18 protein-coding genes are annotated in these 17842 nt (G+C 68.2%); 9 read left to right on the top strand and 9 right to left on the bottom strand.

Annotated features, from left to right (window positions below):
• Positions 1 to 256 precede the first annotated feature (256 nt).
• Positions 257 to 1723, bottom strand: a complete 1467-nt coding sequence (gene dnaA / locus HP507_RS16925) for a chromosomal replication initiator protein DnaA (protein ID WP_175352966.1) — start codon at positions 1721 to 1723, stop codon at positions 257 to 259.
• Between the two features lie 520 nt (positions 1724 to 2243).
• Here dnaA and rpmH point away from each other — a divergent pair.
• The 9 genes from rpmH to HP507_RS16880 all read left to right on the top strand — a co-directional run bounded on the left by rpmH (position 2244) and on the right by HP507_RS16880 (position 7768).
• Positions 2244 to 2381 (top strand): 50S ribosomal protein L34, encoded by a 138-nt coding sequence (gene rpmH, locus HP507_RS16920; RefSeq protein WP_058724833.1) that lies wholly within the window; start codon positions 2244 to 2246, stop codon positions 2379 to 2381.
• Between the two features lie 61 nt (positions 2382 to 2442).
• Positions 2443 to 2805 (top strand): ribonuclease P protein component, encoded by a 363-nt coding sequence (gene rnpA / locus HP507_RS16915; RefSeq protein ID WP_175352965.1) that lies wholly within the window; start codon positions 2443 to 2445, stop codon positions 2803 to 2805.
• The gene (gene yidD / locus HP507_RS16910) at positions 2802 to 3182 is read left to right on the top strand and encodes a membrane protein insertion efficiency factor YidD (protein ID WP_175352964.1); all 381 of its coding nucleotides are present in this window, start codon (positions 2802 to 2804) and stop codon (positions 3180 to 3182) included. Before rnpA ends, yidD begins: the two co-directional genes overlap by 4 nt.
• A gap of 8 nt (positions 3183 to 3190) precedes the next feature.
• Positions 3191 to 4153 (top strand): membrane protein insertase YidC, encoded by a 963-nt coding sequence (gene yidC / locus HP507_RS16905; RefSeq protein WP_175352963.1) that lies wholly within the window; start codon positions 3191 to 3193, stop codon positions 4151 to 4153.
• Positions 4154 to 4663, top strand: a complete 510-nt coding sequence (locus tag HP507_RS16900) for a Jag family protein (RefSeq protein WP_175352962.1) — start codon at positions 4154 to 4156, stop codon at positions 4661 to 4663.
• Positions 4660 to 5304 carry a 16S rRNA (guanine(527)-N(7))-methyltransferase RsmG gene (gene rsmG, locus HP507_RS16895; protein ID WP_175352961.1) on the top strand — a complete coding sequence of 215 codons (645 nt, stop codon included), beginning with the start codon at positions 4660 to 4662 and terminating at the stop codon, positions 5302 to 5304. The genes HP507_RS16900 and rsmG overlap by 4 nt, the downstream gene beginning before the upstream one ends.
• An 81-nt stretch (positions 5305 to 5385) precedes the next feature.
• Positions 5386 to 6279 carry a ParA family protein gene (locus HP507_RS16890; RefSeq protein WP_271207354.1) on the top strand — a complete coding sequence of 298 codons (894 nt, stop codon included), beginning with the start codon at positions 5386 to 5388 and terminating at the stop codon, positions 6277 to 6279.
• Entirely contained in the window at positions 6279 to 7259 is a 981-nt protein-coding gene (locus tag HP507_RS16885; protein ID WP_175352960.1) for a ParB/RepB/Spo0J family partition protein, read from the top strand. The genes HP507_RS16890 and HP507_RS16885 overlap by 1 nt, the downstream gene beginning before the upstream one ends.
• Positions 7260 to 7459: 200 nt before the next feature.
• On the top strand, positions 7460 to 7768 hold the full coding sequence (locus tag HP507_RS16880; RefSeq protein WP_175352959.1) for a helix-turn-helix domain-containing protein: 309 nt from the start codon (positions 7460 to 7462) through the stop codon (positions 7766 to 7768).
• Positions 7769 to 7798: 30 nt separating this feature from the next.
• Here HP507_RS16880 and HP507_RS16875 read toward each other — a convergent pair whose 3' ends face one another.
• From HP507_RS16875 to HP507_RS18060, 8 genes are all read right to left on the bottom strand, one after another.
• On the bottom strand, positions 7799 to 8389 hold the full coding sequence (locus HP507_RS16875; RefSeq protein WP_175352958.1) for a ClpP family protease: 591 nt from the start codon (positions 8387 to 8389) through the stop codon (positions 7799 to 7801).
• Positions 8386 to 9039: a ClpP family protease gene (locus tag HP507_RS16870; RefSeq protein WP_175352957.1), complete on the bottom strand. Its 654-nt coding sequence runs from the start codon at positions 9037 to 9039 to the stop codon at positions 8386 to 8388. The genes HP507_RS16875 and HP507_RS16870 overlap by 4 nt, the downstream gene beginning before the upstream one ends.
• 63 nt (positions 9040 to 9102) lie before the next feature.
• A complete protein-coding gene (locus HP507_RS16865) occupies positions 9103 to 9591 on the bottom strand; it encodes a YdcF family protein (RefSeq protein WP_217508897.1) in 489 nt (162 codons plus the stop codon).
• Positions 9592 to 9763: 172 nt separating this feature from the next.
• On the bottom strand, positions 9764 to 10726 hold the full coding sequence (locus HP507_RS16860) for a D-alanine--D-alanine ligase family protein (RefSeq protein WP_175352956.1): 963 nt from the start codon (positions 10724 to 10726) through the stop codon (positions 9764 to 9766).
• A gap of 61 nt (positions 10727 to 10787) precedes the next feature.
• Positions 10788 to 12092: an aminotransferase-like domain-containing protein gene (locus HP507_RS16855; RefSeq protein WP_175352955.1), complete on the bottom strand. Its 1305-nt coding sequence runs from the start codon at positions 12090 to 12092 to the stop codon at positions 10788 to 10790.
• 151 nt (positions 12093 to 12243) lie between these two features.
• Positions 12244 to 12570 (bottom strand): thioredoxin, encoded by a 327-nt coding sequence (trxA, locus tag HP507_RS16850; RefSeq protein WP_022832611.1) that lies wholly within the window; start codon positions 12568 to 12570, stop codon positions 12244 to 12246.
• A gap of 65 nt (positions 12571 to 12635) precedes the next feature.
• Positions 12636 to 13631 (bottom strand): thioredoxin-disulfide reductase, encoded by a 996-nt coding sequence (trxB, locus tag HP507_RS16845; RefSeq protein ID WP_175352954.1) that lies wholly within the window; start codon positions 13629 to 13631, stop codon positions 12636 to 12638.
• Positions 13632 to 13731: 100 nt separating this feature from the next.
• A complete protein-coding gene (locus HP507_RS18060) occupies positions 13732 to 17757 on the bottom strand; it encodes a DUF6049 family protein (protein WP_254701191.1) in 4026 nt (1341 codons plus the stop codon).
• Positions 17758 to 17842 lie beyond the last annotated feature (85 nt).

The raw sequence follows: 17842 nt of genomic DNA, 5'->3' as shown, positions 1-17842 counted from the left end.
GTGAGTCGTGTGTTGACGGCATCTGGATGAAGGAATCTCATCTATCCACTTCCATCCCCAGTTTCCACAGGTGACCCTCCTGCTGTGAACAACCGAGCGGCGTGTCCTCCACAGTTATCCACAGGCTTTCCACACTGTGGGAAGTTCGGCGCATGGAACCGTCTCAGATGGTGGATGCGCCCGGAAGTGGGCCGATCCGTCGGGCGCGGGCCGCGCCTCCAGGCCGTATCAGGCGTGCACGGCGGGGTGCAACCTGTCAGCGGTAGCGGCGGTCCTGCTTGATGCGCGAGGTCAGCTCGGTGACCTGGTTGTAGATCGAACGTCGCTCCTTCATGAGCTCCGTGATCTTCTTGTTCGCGTACATGACCGTGGTGTGGTCGCGGTTGCCGAACAGCTGTCCGATCTTCGGCAGCGACAGGCTCGTCATCTCACGGCAGAGGTACATCGCGATCTGCCGTGCGGTCGCGATCGCCTGCGAGCGGGAGGACCCGTAGAGGTCGTCCACGGAGAGCTTGAAGTACTCCGCCGTGTGGTTGATGATGTCCGTCGGCGCGATCACGTTGTCGTCGTCGAGCGTGATGAGGTCCTTGAGGACGGTCTGCACCAGGGCCATGTCGACGGCCGTCCGGTTGAGGCTCGCGAAGGCCGTGACGCGGATGAGCGTCCCCTCGAGCTCCCGGATGTTGCTCGACACCTTCGAGGCCATGAACTCGAGGATGTCGTCCGGCACCTGGAGGTGGTCGGACTGCGCCTTCTTGCGGAGGATCGCGATGCGCGTCTCGAGGTCCGGCGCCTGGACGTCGGTGATGAGACCCCACTCGAAGCGGGAGCGCATCCGGTCCTCGAACCCGGTGAGGTGCTTCGGCGCGACGTCCGACGTGATGACGACCTGCTTGTTGTGGTCGTGCAGCGTGTTGAACGTGTGGAAGAAGGCCTCCTGCGTGGAGTCCTTCCCCTGGAGGAACTGGATGTCGTCGATCAGCAGGATGTCGATGTCGCGGTAGCGCTGCTGGAACTGGTTCGACCGGTTGTTCGCGATCGAGTTGATGAAGTCGTTCGTGAACTCCTCGCTGGACACGTACCGCACCCGGATCCCCGGGTAGAGGCTCTCGGCGTAGTGGCCGATCGCGTGCAGGAGGTGCGTCTTGCCGAGACCCGAGTCGCCGTAGATGAACAGCGGGTTGTAGGCCTTCGCCGGCGCCTCGGCGACCGCGACGGCGGCGGCGTGGGCGAACCGGTTCGACGAGCCGATGACGAAGTTGTCGAAGTTGTACTTCGGGTTGAGCCGCGACTCGGGGCGGCCGCCGGTGCCCGGGGAGTCGATCTGGCTCGGGACGAACGGTGCCTCGATGTACTGGCGGGGGGCCGCGCTCTGCTCGACGGCTTCCTGCACGGGCTCGGCGTACTCGGGCACGTTCGTCGGCACGGACTGGTCGACGCGGGGTTCCGACGCCATGTCCGGGTTCACCGTGATGGCGAAGTTCGCGACCGTGTCGTCACCGATGCGGGAGACGGCCTCGGTGATCGGGATGCGGATGCGCTGCTCGAGCATGCCGCGGGTGAGGTCGTTCGGGACCTCGAGGTACAGCGTGCCGGCGAGGACGCCCTTCGGCTCGACGAGGTTGAGGAAGCCGTGGAGCTGCGGGGTGATGCGGTCGTCCTCCGAGAGGAGTCCGAGGACCGATGACCAGAGGTCCTCGACGGGGTCGGCCGGCATCGTCATGTCGCGCTCGTCTCCTGGTCTCGTGTCGTGCTCTTCACTTTGCGTGCTCCGTGGCGCCGTGCGTGCTCGTTGCCGCCGGACGTGCCGGGACAGCGCGTTCACCGCTGGATGCGCCCGGCGGGTCGTCGTGTCCGGACGCTTCTTCGACGGCCCGGACCGCGTGTCGTCCCGCGAGGTGGTCCACAGGGTTGTCCACAGTCTTGTCCACGACCGCCGCGTGGTGCACGACGAGGCGACTCCCCCGTCGTGCCGGGCCGCAGCCGGGTCGATCACACCACTGTAAAGGACCGGGGCGCGTGGTACCGAACGCACGTTTTCCCCAATGTGGATAATGAACGTGCGCCGAGGCCCTGTGGCCGTGGGCGTGACCCCGTTTGACCTGCTCGCCGCTGTCACGTACCGTTAACCAGTTGACTGCGGCCGTTCGGTCGCGCCCATCTGCGTCGTTCGGCACCGAGCGGCGACACATACGTGAGGGCTCGCGCTGATTTTTCCCCGGCGCAGCCGTGTGGAGATCATCATGAGCAAGCGCACCTTCCAGCCGAACAACCGCCGCCGCGCCAAGAAGCACGGCTTCCGCGCCCGCATGCGCACCCGTGCCGGCCGCGCCATCCTCGCCGCGCGTCGCGCCAAGGGCCGCACCGAGCTCAGCGCCTGAACGAGCAGCGCCTGAACGAGCACCGTCTGGTCCGTTCGCCGCTGGGCACCTGGTAGCGATCGTGTTGGCCCGCGCCAACCGCATCGTCCGCGGTGACGACTACCGGTCCGTCGTGCGTCGTGGTCGCAGGAGCGCCACGGCGCACGCCGTCGTATCGGTGGTCCGTCGACCGTCGGACGACCCGTCGACCGGCGCGGGGCCGACACGGTTCGGGTTCATCGTCGCCAAGACCGTGGGCAACGCCGTGACCCGGAACCTCGTCAGGCGTCGCCTGAAGGCGATCGCGCACGGGCTGCTCGCCGAGATCCCCGTCGGGTACGACGTGGTGGTCCGCGCACTGCCAGCCGCTGCGCAGGCCGGATGGCCTACCCTGCTCGAAGACGTCTCGCGCTCCTGTGCGCGTGGTGTGGAGAAGGCAGCATGAACCGCAACCTGTGGACCCGGCTCGCCTGGGTCATCGCGTTGCTCCCGCGCAACGCGTGTGTCGTCGTGCTGCGCGCGTACCGAGCGGTGATCTCCCCCCTCTACGGCAACGTCTGTCGGTACCACCCCTCGTGCTCCCGGTACGCCCTCGAAGCGATCCAGCAGTACGGCGTCGTCCGCGGATCGACGATGGGGGCGTGGCGCATCGCGCGGTGCAACCCCTGGGCAGCCGGGGGCATCGACGACGTCCGTGAACGGCGTCGTCCCTACGACGTCAACCGGTTCGGGTTCGTGCTCGCGCCGGCCCAGCAGCAGCCGCAGGCCCCGGTCGGGACACCTCGTCCGGTCCTGCTCCCCCAGCGCACTCGAAAGGCGTGACCGCCCCAATGGACCTCATCGGAACGATCCTCTGGCCGCTCAAGTGGGTGGTCTCTGCCATCCTCGTCGGCTTCCACTGGATCTTCGAGAGCCTCGGCATGGACCCCGGCGCGGGCATCACCTGGGTCCTCTCCATCATCTTCCTGACGTTCGTGGTCCGCGCCGCGCTCATCCCGATCTTCGTGCGGCAGATCAAGTCGCAGCGCCGCATGCTCGAGGTGGCGCCGCAGCTCAAGAAGATCCAGGACAAGTACAAGGGCAAGAAGGACCAGTTCTCGCGTGAGGCGATGAGCCGCGAGACCATGGCGCTCTACAAGGAGACCGGGACGAACCCGCTGAGCTCCTGCCTGCCGCTGCTGATCCAGATGCCGATCTTCTTCTCGCTGTACTCGGTGCTGCACGAGGCGCAGATCAACAAGACCGGCATCGGCCTGCTCACGAACGACCTCGCAGCGTCGTTCGGCAACGCATCGCTCTTCGGCGCTCCCCTGCACGAGACGTTCACGAACGCCTCCGGCTGGGAGGTCCGCGCGATCGCCGGCTTCATGATCGTCGTGATGACGGCGTCGCAGTTCATCACGCAGCTGCAGCTCGTCGCGAAGAACATGTCGCCGGAGACCAAGGCGTCGCCGATGTACCGCCAGCAGCGGATGATGCTGTACGTCCTCCCGCTGGTCTTCATCATCTCGGGTCTGTCCTTCCCCCTCGGCGTCATGTTCTACTGGCTCGCGTCGAACGTCTGGACGATGGCGCAGCAGTACTTCGTCATCCGCAGCATGCCGACGCCGGGGTCCGAGGCAGCTCTCGCGCGTGAGGCCCGCCTGGCGAAGAAGGCACAGCGTCGCGGAGCTGCCACCCCGGTCCTCGCCGAGGCGGGCGCCGGTGCCGCTGAGATCGAGCCGGTGCGCGTGACCACGCAGCGCCAGCAGCCGGTGGGCAAGAACCGCTCCAAGAAGAACGGGAAGAAGTAAGTGACCGAGCAGGAGATCGCGGACGCCGTGGAGACCCCCGTCGAGACCGCAGCCGTCGACGATGACGCGCGTGACGAGGCCGACATCGCGGCGGACTACATCGAGGAACTCCTCGACATCTGCGACCTCGACGGTGACATCGAGATCGAGGAGCGGGCCGGTCGCGTCTACCTGTCGGTGGCGGACGAGGGCGACGCCCTCCGCGTGCTCTCCAAGCCGGACACGGTGTCCGCTCTGCAGGAGTTGACCCGTATCGCCGTCCAGGCCGAGACCGGCGAGTTCAGTCGGCTCATCCTCGACGTGGGCGGTTCGCGCGACGCTCGCGCGTCCGAGCTGCAGCGTCTGGTCGACACGGCGATCGAGCGCATCGAGGCCGGATCGTCGTCGGCTGCCCTGCCGCCGATGTCGTCCTACGAGCGCAAGCTCGTCCACGACCTCGTCGCCGAGAAGGGCTTCCACTCGGAGTCCGAGGGTGAGGGTCGGGACCGCCACACGGTCGTCACCCGATGACTGAGTCCGAGCTGCCCGTGCTCGAGGCGGAGCCGGCCGCGGCCGCGATGCTGTTCGGCGACCGCATCGACGTCGCGCGCTCGTTCACGAACGAGCTCGCACGCCGTGGGGAAGAGCTCGGTCTGATCGGTCCGCTCGAGCTTCCTCGGCTATGGACACGACACATCCTCAACTCTGCCGTCCTGGCTCCCCTCCTGGAGGAACGGGGCCGCGTCGCGGACGTCGGTTCCGGAGCCGGTCTCCCCGGCCTGGTGTTGGCCATCGCCCGGCCCGACGTGCACCTCACGCTCATCGAACCGATGGAGCGCCGGGTGGACTGGCTCACCGCTGAAGCGGACCGGCTCGGGCTCGACAATGTCGAGGTCGTCCGTGCACGAGCGGAGGACGTAGCCGATGACATCGTCGTCGACCAGGTCACGGCTCGCGCGGTGAGTGCCCTGTCGAAGCTCATCCCGCTGACCGTGCCGCTCGTCCGTTCCGGTGGACAGCTCATCTTGATGAAGGGTGCACGGGTCGAGGACGAGATGGAGAAGGCTCGGAAGGTCATCCTCCGGAAGCGCCTCACGGACGTCGAGGTGCTCGAGCTCGGAGTCGGTGTGGTCGAGGAGACCACACGCGTCTTCCGGGCTACAGTTGACTGACGCTGCGGCTCGGGCCGGTTCGACCGGCCGCCAGTGGCTCCGCGTTCCACGTGAAACACCGAACCGGGGAAGAGGCACTCGTTGAGTTCATCGACCGATTACGACGCGTCGACACCGCTCGCTCGTGAGATCGCTGACCTGAACCGGCGCCGGCGTGCTATCGCGACGCAGAAGTTCCCGCTGCCGGCGAAGACCCGCGTGTTCACGGTGTCGAACCAGAAGGGTGGCGTCGGCAAGACGACCACCACCGTGAACCTCGCCGCTGCGCTCGCGCACGGAGGCGCCCGGGTACTCGTCATCGACCTCGACCCGCAGGGCAACGCGTCCACGGCGCTCGGCGTCAACCACCAGGCCGAGGTCGCGAGCATCTACGACGTGATCGTCGACGAGGCTCCGATCGCCGACACCGTGCAGCGGTCCCCCGAGTCCGAGACGCTCTGGTGCGTGCCGGCGACGATCCACCTTGCGGGCGCGGAGATCGAACTGGTCTCCCTCGTCGCACGGGAACAGCGGCTCCGCACGGCACTCGACCAGTACCTCGAGTCTCTGGACGAGCCGTACCACTACGTCTTCATCGACTGCCCACCGTCGCTCGGCCTGCTCACGATCAATGCGTTCGTGGCCGCGCAGGAAGTGCTGATCCCGATCCAGTGCGAGTACTACGCGCTCGAAGGGCTCAGCCAGCTGCTGCGCAACATCGAACTGATCGAGCGCCACCTCAACCCGAACCTGCGGGTGTCGACCATCCTGCTGACCATGTACGACAGCCGGACGAACCTGTCGAACCAGGTCGCCGCGGACGTGCGGGAGCACTTCGGCGGCCAGGTGCTCGAAGCCATGATCCCGCGATCCGTTCGCGTCAGTGAGGCGCCGAGCTACGGCCAGAGCGTGGTCGCCTACGACGTCAACTCCACCGGCTCGCTCTCCTACCTGGAGGCGGCCGCAGAGATCGCAGCACGAGGAGCGCAGGACTGATGGCACCGAAGCGAACCGGACTCGGACGGGGCATCGGAGCCCTCATCCCGACAACGAACGAGCAGCAGGACCGCCCCGTCGACGTTTTCTTCCCCACGGGCGGCTCGCCAGCCTCGGCGCCGAGCAGTGACTCCCTCACCGCTGAGGAGCTCGTGGCGGTGCCGGGAGCCCGTCTGGCGAACCTCAACCCGCTCGACGTCGTGCCGAACGCGCAGCAGCCTCGCAAGGAGTTCCGCGAGGAGGAGCTCCAGGAGCTCGTGCACTCGATCCGTGAGATCGGCGTCCTGCAGCCCATCGTGGTCCGTCCGATCGCCGGAGCTGCGGGAACCGAGCCGCAGTACGAACTCATCATGGGTGAGCGCCGTCTGCGTGCCACCAAGGAACTTGGGCTGAGCACGATCCCCGCGATCGTGAAGGACACTCCCGACGACGCGATGTTGCGGGATGCGCTGCTCGAGAACCTGCACCGTGCCCAGCTCAACCCGCTCGAGGAAGCCTCGGCGTACCAGCAATTGCTCGCTGACTTCGGGATCACGCAGGAGCAGCTCGCGCAGCGGATCGGTCGATCGCGTCCGCAGATCACGAACACCATTCGTCTCCTGCGCCTTCCCTCCCCGGTGCAGCGTCGTGTCGCTGCCGGCGTGCTCTCGGCCGGCCATGCTCGCGCGATCCTCGCAGCGCCCGACGCCGAGGCGATGGAGTACCTCGCCGAGAAGATCGTGAACGAGGACCTGTCCGTCCGCGCGGCCGAGGCGATCGCTCAGCAGCTCTCAGCGAAGACACCGGTCAAGACGAAGGCGGAGCCCTCGAAGCGTCAGGCGCACTTCAACGATCTCGCCGAACGGCTCGGTGACCGCCTGAACACCCGAGTCAAGATCGCGGTGGGGGCGCGGAAGAGTTCGGTGACCATCGACTTCGCGAACGGCGACGACCTCAATCGCATCCTCGGTGAGCTGGGTGTGCAGGACATCGCGCGCTGAGCACCGTCTGAAGCCGTGTGCGCGGTTCTGCCGGGAGCAGCGGACGCGCAGGTCTCCCGGCCCAGCCTGACCCGGTTCCGTCGCTTCAGCGCCTTCCTGCGGCTCTGAGGCGTCATGTGCTGCTCCCGGGCGCTCGCCTGTCCGCGATCAGCGAACGCGGCTGCGCGGACGTTCCACGTGGAACATGCCAGTCTGGGCGGATGAACCCATCCCCCCGTGCTGAGCCGCTGTGGCGTGAACTCGTCGGCGAACAACTGCGAGAGCGTCGCCGGGACCGCGGCGACAGACTCCAGGACGTGGCTCGCCGCGCCGGGGTGTCACCGCAGTACCTCTCCGAGATCGAGCGCGGCCGCAAGGAGCCCTCGTCCGAGATGCTCGCCGCTGTCGCGGGAGCTCTGGACTCATCCCTGCTGGACCTCACCACCGGGGCGGCGGAGCGGCTACGAACGAGCGTCGTCAGTTCCGCGCCCGCGGTGTCCGTGCGGGGCATGTTCGCGCTGGCTGCGTGACCCGGGTTTCGCGTGGCGGGCGTGCCGCGCTCACAGGCGACGTGCGAGCACGTGATCCACGAGCCCGTACTCCTGCGCCTCCCGTGCGGTGAACACTCGATCGTGATCCGTATCGGCTCGAAGTCGACCAGCTGATCGGCCGGTGTGCTCGGCGAGGACGGCTTCGATGTCCGAGCGGATCCGAACGAGCTCATCGGCCTGCAGGATCAGCTCGGGGATCGCTCCCTGACCCTGGGCTGCAGGCTGGTGAAGGACGACGCGAGCGTGCGGCAGGGCCGAGCGCTTCCCAGCGGTCCCTGCGGCGAGGAGCATTGCACCGACTCCAACCGCTTGTCCGACGCAGGTCGTGGACACGTCCGGGCGGATGTACTGCATGGTGTCGTAGACGGCGAGCATTGCGCTGGGGTCCCCGCCTTCGCAGTTGATCGTGAGGTGCACGTCGGCGTCGGGGTTGTCCGATTCGAGGAACAGCAACTGCGCGATCAGGGCGTTCGAGACCCCTGCGTCCACGGGGGTACCGAGGTAGATGATCCGTTCGGTCAAGAGGTGCGAGTAGACGTCCATGACGCGTTCACCGCGAGGGTCCCGCGCGATGACGTTGGGTATCGTGTAGCTGGTCATCGTGCCTCCTCCCCCGCGGGATTCAGCAGCACTTCGGCTGCTGCGAAGCCGACCGCGCCGGCCCGGGGTGCGGCAGGCCTGATCGTCGAGAACTCCGAGACGATCTCGTCGATGAATCCGTAGTCGAGCGCCTCGCCCGCAGAGAACCAGTGGTCGTGCAAGGAGTCCTCGAACACGCGCTCGACCGGCTGACCGGTGTCGTCAGCAATCAACTGGAGCACGGTGTCCCGAGTGTCCCGGAGGTGGTCCGCCTGGAGCGCGATGTCGACAGCGGAGCCGCCGATACCCGCGGATCCTTGGTGCATCAGGATCCGGGCGTGGGGAAGCGCGCGCCTCTTGCCTGGTGTTCCCGCCGAGAGCAGGAACTGACCCGCGCTACAGGCGATCCCCAGCGCGAGGGTGCTTACGTCGTTCGGGATGGCCCGCATGAGGTCGCGGATGGCGAGCATCGCAGGCACGGAGCCGCCCGGGGAGTGGATCCACAGCGCGATGTCGGTGCTCGGGTCTGCAGCGGCGAGTTGCAGGAGCTGGGTCATGAGGACCGCACCGTTGTCGTCGTCGAGTCCTCCGTCGAGGACGAGTACGCGCTGCTCGAGGAGCGAGCGACGATGCGTGAGGTCGAATGCTGGGAGGGTTGGGGCGTCGGTCATGCATTCCACCCTCATCGCGGATCGTCCGGACGTCCGGCCACGCTGCTCAGAGCGGATCTGCCGTCAGCAGCGCCGGGGCTGTTCCACGTGGAACATCGCGCGGAGCTTCCAGAGACCGACGGCGGCGAAGATCGGCTTGACGGCGATCATCTCTCCGGGGCGATAGTCATCCGCAGGGGCCAGTAGACCGGCGAGGTCGGGGCGCTGACGACGGAGGTAGTTCCGAGCCTTCTCGGCGTGGAGACCGTTCGACGCGAACACCACGCACTGGGCCCCTCCGATCAGCGGGAGGACGTTTCGGACGTTCTCCCACGTCGACACGCTCGTTCGTTCCACCAGAACGGAACCGTGCCAGTGGAGCTCACGGGCGATGTAGCCGCCTAGGAGATCGGCCTCCGGCGTTGCGCCGTGCACCGATCCGCCGCTGCAGATGATCGTGACGGCAGCGCCCCGAGAGGCGGCGCGCTGCGCCGTTCGTACCGCGATGCGCGCGCGCCACCGGTTGATCGAGTTGATCCGGGCTCCGCGGTTCCCGAAGCCGAGGACGACCACGGCGACTGTCGAACCAGGAGGAGGCGATGGGAGTGCCGTGGCGCGCCGGGCTGCACGGGCGTGGACGACCTCGCCCCAGACGAGCGCCGAACTGAGAGCGGAAGTCGCGGCGACCGCCAGCGCAGCGACGACAGCGGGGGATGTTCCACGTGGAACACCGCCGCGCACCGGATCAGGCCCGGTGGTCGCGGATGGCCTGCTCGGCAAGCTCGGCGTACGTCCATCCAAGGTCGAACCCGGACGCAGACAGTGCCTGAGGAACCAGGGACGTCTCCGTGAGGCCGGGCAGGACGTTTGCTTCGAGGAACCACGGTGTTCCTGCTGCATCGATGATGAGGTCGACGCGGGAGATGTGACGAAGGCCAAGCGCCGTGTGCGCCGCGACCGCCGCTGCAGAGGCCACCCCGCTGAGCTCCTCAGACAGGCGCGCAGGGGTGGAGAACGTCGTCTCCCCCGCGTTGTACCGCGCCTCGAAGCCGTAGATCCCGTTCCGCGGGACGATCTCCACCGCTGCGAGCGCAACAGGGCCGTCGCCGGTGTCGATGATGCCGACCGCCACCTCGGTACCCCGGATGAGCTGCTCGACCACGACGTCGTCGCAGTACGTGTACGCCGTGACCATGGCCCGAGGGAGGTCGTTGACATCGTCCACCAGCGTCACGCCCTGAGCACTGCCACCCCGTGCGGGCTTCACAGCGAGCGGGACGGGGTGCTCGGCGGCGATGCTCTCGAGGACGCCGACTGCGCCGAGCTCACGGAACACGTCGTGCGACAGCGTGACCGACCGTGGCGTGCGAACGCCTGCCCGCGCGACGAGCGCGGAGGCAGTGGGCTTGTCCCAGGCCAACCGGGCCGACGTGGAACGCGACCCGACGAACGGGATGTCCAGCGCCTCCAGGATGCCCCGCAGGGCGCCGTCCTCCCCGGAGGCGCCGTGCAGTGCCGGCCACACGACGTCCGGGCGGGTCTCCCGGAGCGCTGGGAGGAGGGATGCGTCAGCGTCCCGGAGGTCGACCTGCCAGCCGTAGCCGGTGAGTGAATCCGCGACGCGGCGACCGGACCGCAGCGACACATCGCGCTCGTGCGAGATCCCTCCCGCGACGACGACGACGTGACGGCGGGTCAGTTCGGCCATGTGGAAGACCTCCGGTACTGCGATGGAACGACGGGCGGTGCCGATCAGAAGAAAATGCTGATCAGGAGATGTTCGGCGGCGGTGCGCTCACCGACGAAGTCGGACGGACCACCGCGTTCGGACGAGTCGCCGGACCGAAGGTCTCGATGAGTTCGAGCTCGTCGTTCACCACGTTCGCGAGGCGCTTCACGCCCACGCGGATCTGATCCGGCGTCGGGTAGCAGAACGACAGACGGATGTGCCCACCACCGCGACCGTCGGCGTAGAAGGCGGTGCCCGGCGTGTAGGCGACGAGCTCCTTCACCGCGCGGGGCAGCATGCCCTTCGAGTCGAGGGACTCCGGCAGCGTCAGCCAGACGAAGAAGCCACCGTTCGGCTTCGTCCACGACAGGTCCGGCAGGAACTCCCCCAGGGCGGACAGCATGGCGTCGCGACGCTCGGCGTAGAGGCCGCGGAAGGTGTCGACCTGACCCTTCCAGTCCGCAGCGTCGAGGTAGGCGTTCACCACGTACTGGCCGAAGGAGTTCGGCGCCAAGACGGCAGACTCGTTCGCGAGGACGAGCTTCTCGCGGATGGCGTGCGGCGCGAGTGCCCAGCCGACGCGGAAGCCCGGTGCGAGGGTCTTCGAGAAGGACCCGAGGTAGACGACACCCTCTTCGTCGATCGAGCGGATGGCCTGCGGGGCGGGCTCGTCGAACCAGAGCAGTCCGTACGGGTTGTCCTCGAGCACGAGGATGTTGTTCGACCGACAGATGTCGAGGATCTCGATGCGACGCTCTCGGCTCAGCGTGACGCCGGCCGGGTTGTGGAAGTTCGGGATCGTGTACAGGAACTTGATCCGCTTCCCCTGCGTCCGCAGGTTCGCGATGGCTTCACGCAGCGCCTCGGGCACGAGACCGTTCTCGTCCGTCGCCACGTGGACCGTCTCGGCCTGGTACGAGCGGAAGACGCCGATCGCGCCGACGTACGACGGGGACTCGGCGAGGACGACGTCGCCCGGGTCGATGAAGAGCCGTGTGACGAGGTCGAGCGCGTGCTGTGAACCGGTGGTGACGACGACGTCCTCGGCGCTGGCACGGATGCCCTCGAGGCTCATCACGTCGACGATGTGCTCGCGGAGGGACCGCAGACCCTGTCCCCCGCCGTACTGCAGTGCCATGGCGGCGTCCTCGGCCATGACGCGGTCCAGGGAGCCCGTGACGAGCTCTCTGGGGAGCGCGGAGACGTACGGCATGCCGCCAGCCAGCGAGACCACCTCGGGCCGCGAGGCGACGGCGAACAGGGCTCGGACCTCGGAGGCGCTCAGCCCGGCGGTGCGCTGGGCGTAGGAGTCGTACCAGGGGTCGAGGCTGTTGCCGTTCGTCATCAGTGCTCCGTTTCAGTGGGACATTCCCGCCACACTACGACATCGCCCCGGCAAACCAGGGATCGGCGACGAGGCCGATCCCGAACGCGTGGCCCGTAACGAGGAACGGCCCCGCACCCTTTCGGGGTGCGGGGCCGTTCACGGCACGGTCCTACGCGAGGAACTCGGCGAGGTCCGCCTCGAGCGCCGGCTTCGGCTTGGCACCGATGACGGTCTTGACGACCTCGCCGCCCTTGAAGACCTTCATCGCCGGGATCGACGTGATCTGGTAGTTCATCGCCGACTGGGGGTTGTCGTCGACGTTGAGCTTGACGATCTCGATCTTGTCGGCGTGCTCAGCGGCGATCTGGTCGAGGATCGGCGAGACCGCGCGACACGGACCGCACCACTCGGCCCAGAAGTCGACGAGGATCGTCTTGTCGGACTTGAGGACCTCGTCCGAGAAGGTGGCGTCGGTGACTGCCTTGGCGTTGGACATGTGTGCTCCTTCGAGAAGTCGATCTGTGGGTACAACGGCTGCGCCGCCGGTGTATTCCTGCTGCGTCAGGCGCGGGCCGTCACGTCGACCGTGACGGGCTCCTCGGGGGTCACGCCTTCGGCCCGGTCGGTGAGCTCGTCCGACAGCTCGGCGAGGTACTTCTCGGCATCGAGCGCGGCGACCGTGCCCGAACCCGCGGCGGTGATCGCCTGGCGGTACGTCGGGTCGACGACGTCGCCGGCCGCGAAGACACCGGGCAGGTTCGTCTTGGATGACCGACCCTGGACCGCGATGGTGCCCTCGGGGGCGATGTCGATCTGGCCGTGGACGAGGTGCGTGCGCGGGTCGTTGCCGATCGCGATGAACAGGCCGTCGAGCGCGAGTTCGCTCTCCTCGCCCGTGACCGTGTCCTTCAGGGTGACGCCCTCGACCGCGGAGTCACCCGTGATGCCGGTGACCTCCTTGTTCCACGCGAACTCGATCTTCGGGTCGTTGAACGCCCGGTCCTGCATGATCTTCGACGCGCGGAGGACGTCCTTGCGGTGGATGACCGTGACCTTGTCGGCGAAACGGGTGAGGAACGTCGCTTCTTCCATGGCGGAGTCGCCACCACCGACGACGGCGATGTTCTTCTGGCGGAAGAAGAACCCGTCGCAGGTCGCGCACCAGCTCACGCCGTGGCCGGAGAGACGCTCCTCGTCGGCGAGGCCGAGGTGACGGTAGGCGGAGCCGGTCGCGTAGATGACCGCGAGCGCTTCGTACGTCTCGCCGGAACCCACGGTGACCCTCTTCACGTCGCCGGTGAGGTCGACGGAGACGGCGTCGTCGTACAGGACCTCCGCGCCGAACTTCTCGGCCTGCTCCTGCATCTTGATCATCAGGTCCGGGCCCTGGATCCCCTCGGGGAAGCCCGGGAAGTTCTCGACCTCGGTCGTCTTGGTGAGCTCGCCGCCGGTCTCGACGCTGGACGCGACGATGAGGGGCTTGAGCTCCGCTCGTGCGGCGTAGATGCCGGCGGTGAACCCGGCCGGGCCGGAACCGATGATGATGAGCTGGCGCATGCCTCGCTGCCCTTCCGTAGAGATCGCTGACCGGGTCAACACATGCTACCGGCGCGCCATTCCACGAGGCACCGGAACGGGACCGCGGCGGCGAGGCGGCTCAGCGCCCCAGTCGGCTCCGCAGGATGTCCACCGCGCCCTTGATCTCGCCGTTCTTCGCGACGACGAGCGCTCCGAAGTACACGACCATCATCACCGCGCCCGTGAGAGCGAGGGTGATGAGGGCTCCGGTGACGTCGGCCATCGCGAACCCGTCTGACGAGAATGCCCCGAAGAAGTTCGCGACGACCAGTCCGGCCACACCGGCGATGAGGGCGGCGATGACGAACTGCACGTGCGACCGGGTGACGACCGGCCCCTCGATGCCCCCGAGACGCTTCCGCACGAGCACGAGGGCGACGATGGTCTGCGCAGACCCGGCGACGGTGGTGCAGATCGCGATGCCGACGCCGATGACGGATCCCGGCAGCATGGCGACGGACAGGGCTCCGATCACGAACAGGCCGGACTGCACGAGCTGCATGAGGAACGGCGTCCGGTGGTCGTGCATCGCCCAGAACACCCGCTGGATGATGAAGAGCATGCTGAACAGCACGAGCCCGGGCATGTAGGCGACGAGCACGAGGGCCATCGACTGCGTGTGGCCGAACTCGTTCTCCCAGATGCGGGCGAACGGCATCGCCGTGACGACGAGGGCCACCGACGCGAACACGGTGAACAGCCCGACGATCCGGAGCGACAGCGACAGGTTCCTGCGCACGGCAGCCAGGTCGCCCCGTTCGGCGTCGTGGCTCATCCGGGTGAAGTACGCGGTCGCGATCGACACCGTGATGATCGAGTGCGGCAGCATGAACAGCAGCCAGGTCGTGCTGAGCGTCGCGTTCCCGGCCCCGGTCGCGAGCGAGGCGACACGGGCCTGCACGATGCCGGCGAGCTGGGTGACGAGGATCATCGCGAAGAGCCAGCCCGCAGCGGTACCGGTGGACTTGAGGCCGACACCGCGCCAGCGGAAGTCCGGTCGGAAGCTCAGGCCCGCTCGACGCCAGAACAGCGGCAGGAACGCGGCCTGCGCGAGGACGCCGAGCGATGCGCTCCCGGCGAGCACGGCGATCTTCAGTGGTGTCCAGTCGTCGGGCGACGCGTTCACGCCGCGGCCGCCGAACAGTGCGATGAAGACGATGAGGCCGGCGATCGCGATGACGTTGTTGAGCAGCGGCGCCCACGTGAAGGGCCCGAAGACCTGCTTGGCGTTGAGGACCTCGCCGAGCAGGGAGTACATCGCGTAGAAGAGGATCTGCGGCAGGCACCAGAACGCGAAGGCCACCGCGAGATCCGTCGTGGAGGCGCTGAAGCCTTTGCCGCCGTCGCCCGCGCTCTGGCTGTAGATCCGGACCAGGACGGGCGCGAGCAGGGTCGCCGCGACCGTGATGACGAGGAACGCCGAACCGCCGAGCGTGACGATCTTGTTGACGTACGCGGTGCCGCCGTCGGGGTGCTGCTTCATCGAGCGCACGATCTGCGGGATCAGCACGGCCGAGAGCAGACCGCCCGCGATGAGCGCGTAGATGTTGTTCGGCAGCTGGTTCGAGATGGCGAACGCGTTCGCGGCGTCCGAACCGGTGTTGCCGATCGCGAACGCGAGCACGAAGGTCTTCGCGAAGCCCAGGATGCGGGACACCATGGTGCCGGCCGCGAGCATGGCGCTCGCCCGGCCGAGGCTGCGCTCGGCTGCGGGTTCCGCATCGACGGACGGCTGGGGCTGGGTGGCGCTGATGGTCGGCTCCTCGGGTGCTGCTGACGGTTCGTCGCGGGGTGCGGGGCCGGCCTGGAGGCGCGGTGCCGGTCCACCGGTCGCCGTCGCGTCCGGCAGCGGGGCGCCGACGACCGCCGGCTGGACCTCGAGGGGACGGTTCGGGTCCTCGTCGTCATCGTCGTCGAGCTCGCCGTTCCGGCGGCGGATCCGCTTGCGGATGCTGCGGAAGATGCCGAAGCCGAAGATCGCGACGAGCGCCACCGCGGCGCCGGCCGTGATCACGGTCTCCCACTGCGCCTGGACGTTCAGCTGGACGGTCGCCGGGTCGGCGATCCGGACCCCGGTCGGGCTGGTGAGTGTCAGGGTCAGGTTGACCTTGCCGTTCGCGACCGACTGCACCGGCACGGTGGTGCGCGTGGACGAGTCGGGCTGGACCTGGACCTCGATGTCGTTCCGCACGACGCGGAGCGCCGAGTTCGACGGCTGGACGGACAGTCGGACCGTGACCGGGAAGTCGGAGCTGTTCCGGATCGAGATGGGGAGCGACGAGCGGTCGCCCAGCAGGGTGAGGCTGCTCGAGTCGGGGATGCTGACCCGGGAGACGGCCTTCGCCCAGTACGCCACCCGTGCGTCGACCGCGGTGGCGAAGGCGTCCGGATCGGACCGCCAGGCGTTCGAGGACAGCGCGAGCAGGTTGAGCCGTGCCGGTGCGGTGAGCTGGGTCGGGGTGTCGAGTGCCGTGGAGAACGCGGTGAGGTCCTGCTCCCCCTCGACCAGGCGCTCGAGCTGATCGGTGCGGGCGTCGCCGTTCGAGCCCGCGGTCAGGGTCAGTGAACCGGCGGTCGCGGACGACGCCGTCGAGAGGTCGGCCGGAGCGACCCACGGGGTGCTCTCGATGGCGTCGAGGGCCTGGCTCAGCCGGGCCGAGTTCGTCGGCCAGTCGCGCCCGAGGGTCAGGAGGATCGGGCCGTCCGCCGTGCCGGCGCGGGCCGAGGTCGCGAGCGTCGCGGTGAGCTCGGACATCGCCGTCGACCACTCCTGCTGGTTCGTCGCGGTCGCGGCGGAGCGGAGGAGGGAGGACATCGACTGGTCGGACACCAGGACGTGCTGGCCGCTGATCTGCTCGGACGCCGCGATCGTGGTGTCGGCGCCCGCGGAGGTGTTGCCGCTCGACACGATCGTGGTCCCCGAGCCGGCCTTGGCCAGTGCGGGGAGGTCCGCCGCGGTGACGGTGCCGTCGGAGGGCCACGCGATCGAGTCCATCGAGTACGGGAAGTCGAGGAGCGATTCGGTGGTGGGCAGGGTCGCCGGGGTCTCGTCCTCCTTCGTTCCGGCGTCGGCCGTCGCGTCGTCGGTGGGGGTCGCCGAGGCGGTGGATGTCGCCGATGCGGTGGGGTCGGTCGTCGGGTCCGCCGGGTCCTGCGTGGGCGTCGGGGTCGGGGTCGATGCGCCGGGGAAGTTGTCCGCGTCGACCGCCTGGTCGAGGGAGATCGGCGACAGGATGCCGCTCGCACCGGCCTGCCGCAGGCCGGTCACGTCGGCGTCGGCGTAGGGCAGTGCGAAGGTCTCGTTGCGGAGCGACTCGAGGCGGTTCAGCCACGCTGTGGCGGAGGACGGGGCGTTCTCGCCGAGGAGCCGGATCGAGGCGATGATGCGCGGGTCGATCGCCACGGCGACGTTGTGGTCCTCCGCCGCGTCGAGCTGCTGCGTCAGGGTGCCGTCGACCGCGGTGGCCGACGCGAGGAAACCGGAGGAGAGGACGCCGTCGCCGGTCTTCGGAACCGTGATCGGCATCGCGACCGAGACGCTCACGGGCGTCTGGTCGAAGTCGGGGTACCAGGTGATCGCCGACCGGGCGACGGCGTAGGTGTCGCCCGCCGTGTACTCGGCCGCGATCCGCCGCGCACCGAACGAGGAGTACCCGCCGAGCGCCACGTTGCCGGACACCACCTTCACCGAGCCGAGCGTGACGGAGCGGTGCGCCGGGACGGCCGGGATGTCCACTGAATCCATGGGGGCGCCGAGGTAACCGGTCGTGCTGGTGTCGGTGAGCCAGTCGGACAGGACGTCCCGCGTGCTCACGGAGCGGAAGACGTCGAGGTCGGCCGTGCCCGCCGGGACGTCCGCGTCGGTGTCGTTCGTCACCGTGATCGAGAGCTCGAGGTCCTCGTCCCGCTGGACGATCCCGCGGTTCGCCGGGGCGATCGAGATCGTCGTCTTCCCCTGCTCGGCGGCGGCCGGGTGGGCGGTCCGGGTCTTCGCGGTGGTGGCCGTCGTGGCGAGCGCGCCGTCGGCTGCGGCGGGCGCGACGACGAGGCCGAGCGCGACGAGGGCCGTCGCGGCGGCGGCGAGCGTGGTGCGGAAGATCTGCATGCGGGAGGGCCACGGGGTCGGTTCGGGCCGTCCACGAGTGTATGAGGCGTGACCATGAACGCTTCCGTGCGCGCGGAGGTTGTGG

Origin of the sequence: Curtobacterium pusillum, from assembly GCF_013359865.1 — a bacterium.
GTDB classification, from domain to species: Bacteria; Actinomycetota; Actinomycetes; order Actinomycetales; family Microbacteriaceae; genus Curtobacterium; species Curtobacterium pusillum.
Note: the sequence above shows the minus strand (reverse complement) of the source record. Positions and strands in the feature narration are given on the sequence as shown.